Origin of the sequence: Sedimenticola hydrogenitrophicus, assembly GCF_029017505.1 — a bacterium.
In the GTDB taxonomy this organism is placed as follows: Bacteria; Pseudomonadota; Gammaproteobacteria; order Chromatiales; family Chromatiaceae; genus Sedimenticola; species Sedimenticola hydrogenitrophicus_A.
This window is the reverse complement of sequence record NZ_JAQGEI010000030.1, coordinates 59552-70178: the sequence shown is the minus strand read 5'-3', so window position 1 is coordinate 70178 and position 10627 is coordinate 59552. Positions and strand designations below refer to the sequence as shown.

11 protein-coding genes are annotated in these 10627 nt (G+C 55.5%); 6 read left to right on the top strand and 5 right to left on the bottom strand.

Annotated elements, in window-relative coordinates; genetic code table 11:
- Positions 1–133: 133 nt before the first annotated feature.
- Positions 134–877 (bottom strand): glycerophosphodiester phosphodiesterase family protein, encoded by a 744-nt coding sequence (locus tag O9K64_RS17305; protein ID WP_275099361.1) that lies wholly within the window; start codon positions 875–877, stop codon positions 134–136.
- Positions 878–1001: 124 nt separating this feature from the next.
- Positions 1002–3086 (bottom strand): putative bifunctional diguanylate cyclase/phosphodiesterase, encoded by a 2085-nt coding sequence (locus O9K64_RS17300; RefSeq protein WP_275099360.1) that lies wholly within the window; start codon positions 3084–3086, stop codon positions 1002–1004.
- A 496-nt stretch (positions 3087–3582) separates the two neighbouring features.
- Between O9K64_RS17300 and O9K64_RS17295 the strand changes: the two genes are divergently transcribed.
- The 4 genes from O9K64_RS17295 (at position 3583) to O9K64_RS17280 (ending at position 5583) form a co-directional block, all read left to right on the top strand.
- Entirely contained in the window at positions 3583–3882 is a 300-nt protein-coding gene (locus O9K64_RS17295; protein ID WP_260295636.1) for a TusE/DsrC/DsvC family sulfur relay protein, read from the top strand.
- A 41-nt stretch (positions 3883–3923) separates the two neighbouring features.
- Positions 3924–4394, top strand: coding sequence for a thioredoxin-dependent thiol peroxidase (gene bcp / locus O9K64_RS17290; protein WP_275099359.1), 471 nt, complete (start codon positions 3924–3926; stop codon positions 4392–4394).
- Between the two features lie 73 nt (positions 4395–4467).
- Positions 4468–4824, top strand: coding sequence for a Spx/MgsR family RNA polymerase-binding regulatory protein (locus O9K64_RS17285; protein WP_275099358.1), 357 nt, complete (start codon positions 4468–4470; stop codon positions 4822–4824).
- 267 nt (positions 4825–5091) lie between these two features.
- On the top strand, positions 5092–5583 hold the full coding sequence (locus O9K64_RS17280; protein ID WP_275099357.1) for an EVE domain-containing protein: 492 nt from the start codon (positions 5092–5094) through the stop codon (positions 5581–5583).
- Between the two features lie 286 nt (positions 5584–5869).
- On the opposite strand, the gene gluQRS is transcribed toward O9K64_RS17280, so the two are convergent.
- Both gluQRS and dksA read right to left on the bottom strand, forming a co-directional pair.
- Positions 5870–6766: a tRNA glutamyl-Q(34) synthetase GluQRS gene (gene gluQRS / locus O9K64_RS17275; RefSeq protein WP_275099356.1), complete on the bottom strand. Its 897-nt coding sequence runs from the start codon at positions 6764–6766 to the stop codon at positions 5870–5872.
- Positions 6767–7209: 443 nt separating this feature from the next.
- On the bottom strand, positions 7210–7653 hold the full coding sequence (gene dksA, locus O9K64_RS17270; protein ID WP_275099355.1) for an RNA polymerase-binding protein DksA: 444 nt from the start codon (positions 7651–7653) through the stop codon (positions 7210–7212).
- Between the two features lie 192 nt (positions 7654–7845).
- Here dksA and O9K64_RS17265 point away from each other — a divergent pair, with 192 nt between their 5' ends.
- Positions 7846–8613, top strand: coding sequence for an HAD family hydrolase (locus tag O9K64_RS17265; RefSeq protein WP_275099354.1), 768 nt, complete (start codon positions 7846–7848; stop codon positions 8611–8613).
- 60 nt (positions 8614–8673) lie between these two features.
- Positions 8674–9828 carry a pyridoxal phosphate-dependent aminotransferase gene (locus O9K64_RS17260; protein ID WP_275099353.1) on the top strand — a complete coding sequence of 385 codons (1155 nt, stop codon included), beginning with the start codon at positions 8674–8676 and terminating at the stop codon, positions 9826–9828.
- A 22-nt stretch (positions 9829–9850) separates the two neighbouring features.
- Here O9K64_RS17260 and cysZ read toward each other — a convergent pair whose 3' ends face one another.
- Positions 9851–10591, bottom strand: a complete 741-nt coding sequence (gene cysZ / locus O9K64_RS17255) for a sulfate transporter CysZ (protein ID WP_275099352.1) — start codon at positions 10589–10591, stop codon at positions 9851–9853.
- Between the last annotated feature and the right edge of the window lie 36 nt (positions 10592–10627).

The following is a 10627-nucleotide window of genomic DNA, read 5'->3' as shown; positions in this document are numbered from 1 at the left end:
GGCCCTATGCCAATCTTGAACAGCTCAAAAATGGTGATCGACATTGCTAATCTCCAGACGCGTCGTCTCACGTTCCACTGTAGCTTCTATAGCTTAGACGATTTGTTCGATTGATTAGTGCCGGGCCGGCCTATCAGCCGGTCGTGCCGGAGAGGGCGATCAGTTTGCCGACATCACGGGTCTCTATCAGATCAATACCCTGCCTCATCCAGTGAACCGCCTGATCCGGATCGGTGATGTCATAGAGCATCCAGCGCCAGGGGCCGGCGGCCGGCAGATCATGCTGGGGTAGTTTGGTGTGATTGCAGATCAGGTATTGAGGATTCAGTTCCAATGCCTGGGTGATGCTTGACGGGTCATAGTTGCGCAGTACCCAACCCGTGGCCAGATCGCTGTGCTGCTTCGCATATCGGAGCGCGTCGATACTGAACGATATCAGCACGCACTGCGCCTTGAAACGATCGAGTACAGGCAGCAGTGATTGCATGACTGGTTCCAATCCCCAATGATCGAGGCTCTCCGCCTTGATCTCCACCATGGTACGTACCAGCGGGTAGCGACTGAGTCGGGTCAGCGCCTCTTCAAGCGGGCAGATGGGTTCCGGCCTGAATGTTTCGCCCAGGCGTTCAGGTTCGTGGATGCTGATGTGGCTCAGCTGTGACTCGGTGATATCAAAAAGCGCGAGTGGCGCGTTGGCGGTACGTTGGAAATCCGCATCGTGCAGCAGGAAGAACTGTCCCGGTTTATACATCTGGATGTCAAACTCTATCCACACGGCGCCACTCTCAATGGCGGCTTGTATCCCACGCCAGCTGTTCTCGGGATACAGCTCCATATAGCCCCGGTGCGCCACCAGGCGCGTGGAATAATTGTTCATTCGTAACTACTCACCCGGCCTGCGAGCGATTGGCCTGGCTTGTTGGCCGATCTTGATGGCGCCTCGAAACAAGGCATCGTGTGAGGCTGGCAAGGCTGGCCAATCACCCCGTGAGTAGTTACGTTCATTCAACCGCCTCTTGTTTTCGGGAATCGCTCGATTGACGACTCCCGCTGCTCGGGCTTGGGTGGCCGTAGTAGTAACCCTGGGCATAATTTATGCCGTAGGTCTGGAGCAGCAGGTTGGTCTCTTCATCCTCCACCATCTCCGCAATGGTTTTTATGCCGAACTGATTGGCGATGCTGGCGATATGTTCGACCATGATCCGGTCACGGCGATCCACGGCAATCTGCCGGACAAAGCTGCCTTCAATCTTGACATAGTCGACGGCGAGATATTTCAGGTAGAGAAAGGAGGAGAAGCCACTGCCAAAGTCATCCAGGGCAAATTCTATCCCCAGACCGTGCAGTTCATCGATCAGGTGACTCAACTCGGATATTCTTGGAAGTGCCTCGCGTTCAGTAATCTCAAATACGATCCGGTTGAGCTGAATTCTCATTTCCGTGGCAAATCCAACCATCTCCCGAATGGTTTCCTCGTTGGCCAGGGTGCGGGAGCCGAGATTGAAAAAGAGCTTGGTCTCTTCCAATGGGTGGTCGGCCAAGTACTCAATCCCCTTCTTGAAGACATCCGTGTCCAGTTCGACCATCAGTCCCAACTCCTCGGCGGCATGTATGAACTCGTTTGCGGCGATATACTGGCCGTCATCCTCAATACGCGCGAGGACTTCATAGGCATACAGGCCACCCGGTATTCTGACAATCGGCTGCAGGAAGGCCGCGACCCGATTCTCCTCCAGCGCCAGACGTAGAAATTCCCCCTTTTTGAAGATCTCCATTTCCGCGCCGCTTTCGTCATCGCCCAATATTGCCACGCAGTTTTTGCCGCTATGTTTGGCTTTATACATCGCCACGTCCATGGCAATGTTGAGGTTCTCGACACCGTCGCCATTCCGCGGATAGCTGACTACACCGAAACTGCCGCTGATCCTGATTTTGCAGTCGGGTAACTCCAGGGCGGAATTGGCCAGAATATGCCGCAGTTTTTCCGCGGAGGAGAGACCGCTCTCAAAATCCGCTTCCGGTATAATAATGGCAAATTCATCGCCCCCGATACGCGCGGTGACATCGGTCCTTCGCGTCTGTTCCCGCAAGAGCAAGGCCAGTTTCTGCAAGGCCATATCGCCGATCTGATGTCCATAGGTATCATTGATATGCTTGAAATTATCCAGGTCGATCATGATCAGGCAGAAACTGCGGTTATGCCGGGTGGCGCGGTCCACCTCATACTCCAGAAACTGTTCGAACCTCCGCCTGTTGTAGAGTCCGGTCAACGGGTCACGAACAGAAAGCTCCTCCAGTCGATACTGGAAATCCTGCAGGGTCACCAGCATGCGGTTGAAATAATCCGTCAGATAATGCACCTCACGAATCCAGCCCCCGTGTTTGACCCGCTTTGAGAGATCGGCATTGTTGGTGATCTCCCCCATGACCGTGGCCAGACCGATGATGGGTTTCACCACGAATGTCCTGAGTTTGAAGAACAGGCCGGCAAACAGCAGCGCCATGATCAGGATAAAGTATCCGAGCATGATATTGATGATCAGGGAGAGAGATACTTTCAGGTTCTCGATGGGATAGCGAATATCGATGACCCCGTTCACATCACCTGGCCGCGCCTCCTCATGGCAGCGGGTACACTCTTTGCTGACAACAACCGGGTAGATAAACCGGATGTCGGATTCGCTGGCCCTGAGAATCTCCTTACCGCTGTCGAGCGCCTGCTGGATCAGCGGATCAGACTCGCGTATGGCCGCCTCGCCGGGTATGTCGCCGAACTCCTGTATCACCGGACTACCGCGATAGGCCATGATCTCCATCCGGGGAGCGGCCTTGTTCAGTCTGTCGATAGTCGCCAGTATCTCTTTTTTGTTCCAGCCATCACTCATTACCGAGTAAAGACTCTGAAAGATCAATTCCGCCGTCTGCCGCGCATCCTCACGCGAGAGGTCTTCAATGGCCTTCTGTTTGATGTTCGCGGAGATGAGCAGGATGACGATGAGGGAGATGGCCAGGTATCCGACCGATAACAGCAGGATAAAGCGCAGAAGGGGCATTCCCTTGAAACGATTTTTTATACTATCTGGCATATTTCCATTCGCCTTATAGCCACCGCTTTGAAGATTGTTATTTAGCTGATTATAGTGAATTGGGGTCACTAAACCACCAGAAGTATGGGCAAATCGGCCTGATGTTGCCTTGGTAATGATGCGGCAAACAGTGATCGGATACCAGCGTTTGAATCTGGACAGTTAGCTGTCGCGACTGTCGCCCCAGGGGGGGGGCTTTGTATGTAGCCTGGATGGAGCTCGCTCCATGGCGGCTTAACAGGCGCACAGCCCCCCTGCGGGCGAAATCCAGGGCGGCGTTGTACTTGGGCGCACTCTGGGTTACGCCGCCGTGGGGACAAGTGGATTATCCTGTAGAGGGCATAGCGGCTTCTTCCAGGCTACGGTGCTGGAAGTGTGTGCAATATGAGGTGGAGACGATAAAAACCATAAGCATTGAGTGGTGTAATTTGACGGGGCCCAGGTACAATCGCCTTAATTCTTTACTATATTACTAGGTAATTATGGAGTGTATAACATGAGTGTAGAGATCCCGCAGCGTGATGGTGATGGTTATCTGGTTGACATGAACAGCTGGACACCCGAGGTCGGCAGGGCGATGGCCGATGCGGATGGCGTGGTACTCGACGACGAGAAATGGGGCCAGATTTTAAAGGCCCGCGAGTATTATGAAGAACATGCGGTGGTACCGCCGATCCGAAAGTTCGCCAAGTATCTGGACGCACCTTCCAAGGAGATGTTCAATCTCTGGCTGACCGGGCCCATGAAACCGATAACCAAATATGGTGGTCTGCCAAAGCCGACAGGTTGTGTATAATCGGCATTGACTGGAGTCTGGATCAGAGGTGGCAGGCGTTCATGACGTACCCCGAAACAGGAAAAAAAGCACCGGCATTCAGCCTGCCGGACCAGAACCGGAATACGGTTAGCCTGGCAGACTACCTAGGCAAGAATGTGGTTGTCTATTTCTATCCCAAGGCGTCGACACCGGGCTGTACCGTGCAGGCTTGCGGTATTCGTGACTACAAGCGTGTATTCGAAAAATTAAACACTGTTGTGCTTGGGATCAGTCCGGATGCGCCACAGCGGCTGATCAATTTTACCGAGAAGCAGGACCTCAATTTCACCCTGCTGGCCGATGAGGATCATGCGGTTGCGGAAGCCTATGGTGTATGGGGAGAGAAGAAATTCATGGGCAGGGTGTTTGACGGTATCCATCGGACAACCTTTATTGTCGACGCCGACGGCATACTGCGACAGGTCATGGATAAGGTTAAAACCAAGACCCACCACGAAGATGTGGCTCGATATATCGAGGAAAATCTGTAATATTTTTTACCGGGATGGCGGTTTACCGACTGTTTCCATGCTGTTGGCCGGCTCGGTCGTCAAGTGAGATGCCATGAGTACTTTGAAAGTTTATGCATACGCCAATTGCGGAACCTGTAGAAAAGCAAAAAAATACCTGACAGAGCACAGTATCGAATTTACCGAAATTCCCATTCGCGAACACCCTCCCACCGAGTTGGAACTCAAGGCAATGCTGGATGCCTGCAACGGCCAGGTCACCCGACTTTTCAATACATCCGGTCAGGACTATCGTCAGGGAGGTTTTAAGGAGAAGCTCAAGACCCTGTCTGATGCACAGGCGATCTCGGCGCTGGCCGCAAATGGCAATCTGATTAAAAGGCCCTTTGTTATTTCCGACAGGGTTGCCGTCGTCGGCTTTAACCAGGACCTGTGGGATAACCTTTTCTAACTCAGCTTCGGAATTCGCGGTACTTGTAGGGTGGATAAGCTTGCGCATCCACCGCCACCTGATCAGGGTGGATGCGCTGATGCTTATCCACCCTACAAATTTAGCGATTCGGGCTTTGTGAAATGAACTCCGAAACTTGAGTTCCAAGATCCAGTAGCCGTAGCCCATGAAGCCGCTACCACCCAACAGGATGAGCCGTATGTACCCACGGCGGCGGAATCCGGGATGACAATCGAATAATTAGAGAACGCAGGAAGACCCGTATCGATGAAACACTATTGGCTGATGAAAAGTGAACCGGATGCTTATTCGATCGATGATTTAAAGCGGGATCGAACAGAGCACTGGGATGGCATCAGGAACTATCAGGCCCGCAACTTCATGATGCAGGAGATGAAGTCGGGTGATGAAGTTCTGTTTTACCATTCAAGTTGCAAGGTTCCGGGTGTTGCTGGAGTGGCCCGTGTGTGCAAGGAGGCGTATCCGGACTTTACGGCTTGGAACCCCGACTCGAAATATTACGACCCGAAATCGACCTCGGAAAAACCGCGCTGGTTTATGGTGGACGTGGAGTATGTAAGTAAATTTTCCGAGGTGATTTCACTCAGTCAGATCAGGCAAACACCCGCACTTGAAGGCATGCGACTTCTGCAGAAAGGGAACAGGCTCTCGATTATGCCGGTCGGTGCGGAGGAATTTCGCACAATCTGCAAACTCGCGGGCTATGTTCCTGATGTCGCCAAATCCTTGAGCAGGTAGTTGCTGTAGGCCTTCAGTACTTTTTTCTGTGCTTCGGTTCGAGGTGGATTGGCTTGGGCCATTTTTCTGTTGTACCAACCTGAAATACCGGGCGGAAGCATGGTGCGGGCTTTTCTCATGTCGGAATCATCCTGTGGTGATTTATGAATAATCCTTATCAATCGAAACCTTCCAAGGCTCCTGATATAAGCATAGTTTGCCGCAGACTGAACACAATACCGCGCTGGTAATGGGCAACATTGGTTAATTGATATATTACTTTAATAAAAATACTTAACTGTATGAATTAAATGGTGCAATTCTTGTTATTTATCAGTGAATGATTCCACTGGGCTATGGCCCATTCCCAGAACTCGGCGACAGTGCCCGGGGTTTCGGGCGGGAGCGGCTGGTTGAGGAACTTCAGGGCGGCAAGTAACGCTACCACCGGAGCGGCGGCATTGATCGGGTCGGAGCGATGTTGTTTGCTCAGTTTTCTGCCGCTTTTATCGGTGACCAGCGGCAGGTGCTTGTAACTCGGTGTGGACAGCCCCAGCAGCCGCTGTAGATAGATCTGGCGCGGAGTCGAGGTCAGCAGATCGGCCCCACGCACTACATCGGTGATGTCCTGGTAAGCGTCATCCACCACCACGGCAAGTTGGTAAGCGAAGTGCCCGTCCGCGCGTTTGATTATGAAGTCGCCAATCTCCCGGACGATGTTCTGACTCAGGGTTCCCCGTATCCCGTCGGTGAAAGCGACTGTCTGATCATGGGTGATCAGGCGCAGTGCATGCCGCCTTCCGCTTCCCTTGACTGTCGGTGGTTTCACCCGGGTTCGGCAGGTGCCGGGGTAAATAATTCCTTCTGAGCCAACTCGTCCCCGCTCCTGGATCTCGCTGCGGCTGCAGCAGCATTCGTAGAGCAGCGCCTTATTCCTTAAATCGCTGATGGCGTCCTGGTAGGCCGCATGGCGCGTACTTTGATAGAGTACCGGTTCGTCCCATTCGAAACCCAACGATTCCAAGGTCCTGAGGATTCTCCCCGATGCCCCGGTAACCTCGCGGGGTGGGTCAATATTCTCTATTCTGATCACCCACTTACCTTGCCTGTTTCTTGCGTCAAGATAACTGCCCATGGCGGCCACCAGGGAACCGAAATGGAGGGGGCCGGAGGGTGAGGGTGCAAAACGTCCGCGGTAATTCATAAGCGCTGTCAAAGGTGTAATCGTTTACATCTGTGTGTGGTTCGCGTCCCCGGACGGACCCGCTTCCACACCACCGCGGTATCCCTACCTTATGTCCAGAGCCGCTCCCGGCATCCGGCTTGTCGCCGTAGGGGCAGGCCCCTGTGCCTGCCCGTTCCCCGGGCAACCACGGGGGGTTGCCCCTACACCAATCCTTGGACCCGCGCCGTAGGGGCAGGCCCCTGTGCCTGCCCGTTCCCCGGGCAACCACGGGGGGTTGCCCCTACGCCAATCCATGGCCCCGCGGTGTAGGGGGCAGGCCCCTGTGCCTGCCCATTTCCCGGGCAACCACGGGGGGTTGCCCCTACACCAATCCTTGTTCTCCGCGGTGTAAGACCATCCCTGGACAAAAAAGCCGGCTAGATGCCGGCTTTAAGTTTAACACGTGTGGTGCGGATGGAGCTTCAGCTCATCTGCTTCTCCCTGATCTCGTCCAGGGTCTTGCAGTCGATACAGAGTGAGGCGGTAGGCCGCGCCTCCAGCCGGCGAATCCCGATCTCCACACCGCAGGCCTCACAATAACCATAGTCGTGACCATCAATAAGATTTAATGTCTCTTCTATCTTTTTGATCAGCTTCCGCTCGCGGTCACGGGTGCGCAGCTCAAGGCTGAACTCCGATTCCTGGGTGGCTCGGTCGTTGGGGTCGGGGAAGTTGGCGGCATCATCCTTCATGTGATGCACTGTCCGGTCGACTTCCTCCATCAACTCCTGCTTCCATGCCTTTAGGATGGCCCGGAAATGCTCCTCCATTGCCTCGCTCATGTACTCCTCGCCCTTTTTCTCTTTATAAGGCTTGAAGCCGAAAGGGCCGGTAAGGTCATTCTCTGGCTTTTTCTTTGCGGTCATTCAATGACTCCTGGAAAACCACTCTAACGAAGTCGGCTATGATAACCAGAATCTTCTGTTGCGGGCAACAATTGTCAGATACCCCCACGATTGGTCCGTGTTGCGGCCCCGCCAGTCAGGTAAAATGGATTTTTTCCCAACCTGTCAGCCGGGCCGGCAGGGTATAGTTATTAGTAGTTAAAAGAGTAGGTTATGTCAAATTTACAAGCACTGTTGTGGGACGTGGACGGCACCCTTGCCGATACCGAACGGGACGGCCATCGGGTGGCATTCAATACCGCCTTTTCCCAGGCGGGTCTGGAGTGGCATTGGGATGCGCGGCTGTACGGTCAACTGCTCAATGTGACCGGCGGCAAGGAGCGTATCCGCTACTACCTGGAGCGGTTCAATCCGGGTTGGGAACGCCCGGCCGATCTGGACCGGTTTATAGCCGAACTGCATCGTCGCAAGAGTGAGATTTTCGTTACCCTGATGGAGGAGGGGCTGATACCGCCGAGAAATGGGGTGATCAGACTGATCGATGAGGCGGCGGAAGCCGGTCTGCGCCTGGCTATCGTCACCACCACGACGCCGGCCAATGTCGAAGCCCTGCTGAGCCGCTTCTTTGGCCATATGGGAAAGCACCCATTTGAGCTGATAGCCGCCGGCGATGTGGTGCCGGCAAAGAAACCGGCGCCGGACATTTACCTCTGGGCGCTGGAAAAAATGGATCTGCAGCCGCGCGCCTGTGTGGCGATCGAGGATTCCCATAACGGCCTCAGGTCGGCGACCGCCGCCGGGATTCAAACAGTGATCATCACCGTGAATGGCTACACGGCCGAAGAGGATTTCACCGGGGCCAGCCTGATTGTGGATCAGTTGGGCGAGCAACAGAGCCCGGCGAGGGTATTGGGTGGAGCAGTTGACCACGCGAGCCTGGTTGACGTGGGTTTGTTACACCGCCTACATGCGCTATCCTGAGCGTATTGCCCCGGTGCCGGCAACCCACCCAATTCACCCAATTCAAGAGCGACCCGTCGGATGATAGCTTATCGAATGGCCTCTATACGCCCCTTCTATGTAATGGAGCTGCTGGCGCGCGCCCGGGAACTGGAGGGCACGGGCCGATCGATTATCCATATGGAAGTGGGGGAACCGGACTTTGCCACCCCGGGACCCATCATCGCGGCGGGGAAACGCGCCCTGGATGAAGGTTTCACCCGTTATACGCCAGCGGTGGGCATAGCGGAGCTGCGTGCCGCCATCGCCGGGGATTATCTGAATCGATATGGGGTTCAGCTTGATCCGGGACGGGTGCTGGTGACCCCGGGATCCTCCGGGGCGCTGCAACTGGTGATGAGTATCGTGGTGAATCCGGGGGAGGCGGTGATGATGGCCGATCCCGGCTACCCCTGCAATCGCCACTTTGTCCGGCTGGTCTCGGGTGAGCCGGTGACGGTCCCGGTCGGGCCGGAGACCGGCTATCAGCTGACCGCGCAGATTATCGCCCGCGAATGGACCGACAATATGCGTGCGGTGATGGTGGCCTCGCCATCAAATCCCACCGGCACGCTGATTAGCCGCGAAGAGCTCGCCAAGATTCACCGCGTGGTCAAAGAGCGGGGCGGCGTGCTGATCGTCGACGAGATCTACCTGGGACTGGTGTATGGGACGACTCCCTTCACCGCGCTCGAGGTGAGCGACGACCTGTTTATCATCAACAGTTTCTCCAAGTATTACGGTATGACGGGCTGGCGACTGGGCTGGATGGTGGCTCCGGAAAGCCATATCGGCGCAGCGGACCGCCTGGCGCAGAACATCTTCCTCTCGGCTCCCACGCCAGCCCAGTATGCGGCGCTGGCGGCCTTTGGCGCGGAAACCCAGCGCATTGTCGAACAGCGGCGTGAGGCATTCCGGGGGCGCCGGGATTACCTGTTGCCGGCGCTGAGGGGGCTGGGTTTTGATATCCCGGTGGAGCCGGAGGGGGCTTTTTATCTCTACGCCAATTGCCGCAAGATTACCGGCGACAGTTTTGCCTTCGCCTATGAGCTGCTGGAAACGGAAGGGGTGGCGATCACGCCGGGAAAGGATTTTGGCGACAATCTGCCGGAACAGCACGTGCGCTTCGCCTACACCACGTCGATGGAGAAGCTGACCGAGGGCGTGGCGCGTATCGCCCGCTTCATCAAGCGCTGACAGACTCCTAGAGGACATCCCCTCAAGGCGCGGCCGCCGCCGTGCGACTGTCACACCATAGGCGCGTAGCGCCAACCACCGCCGCAGGCATGGCGGCGAAGTTGAGCAGCGGGATCATCATCAGCAGGGTGACGCCGCCGCCAAAACCCAGCGCCGTCAGGCGCATCTGTTTCAGCTGGCCATGTTGCGATTGGAAGTTCAGCCCGTGATTCCCCATGGGGTAATCGGCATATTCGATGGCCAGGAACCAGGCGCTGAACAACAACCAGAGAAAGGGCGCCAGCAGATTGATGCCGGGAATAAGGAACAGCAGCAGCAGCGGCACGGCACGCAGCAGGAAATAGCACAGTTTTACCAGCTCTGAGCGGACGGTCGGCAGCACCAGTTGCCGCAGCGATTGCCGGTTTTCCGGTGGCCGTTCACCGGTCAGCAGCTCCTCGACCCTGGCCGACAGCTGGCTGTTGAAGGGGGCGGCAATCAGATTGGCGACGGTGGTGAAGGTATAGAAGGTGACCAGCATGATGCTCAGGGCGAACAGCGGCCAGATAAACCAACGCAGATAGCTCAGCCAGCCGGTCTCCGGCAGGAGTGAGTTGACCAGGTCGTCGAACAGGCTGAAGCCGATCCAGCCGATGACGGTGAAGACCGCGATATTGATGGCGATCGGTGCCAGCAGGTAGCGCTTGAGACCGGGCCGCATCAGCATCTTCAGCCCCTGGAGCAGGTGATTGAATCCGGTAATCGGGTTGTTTTGCATGGCCATGGACCTGTTTCTGCGACGGATGGGTTGATAAGGCGG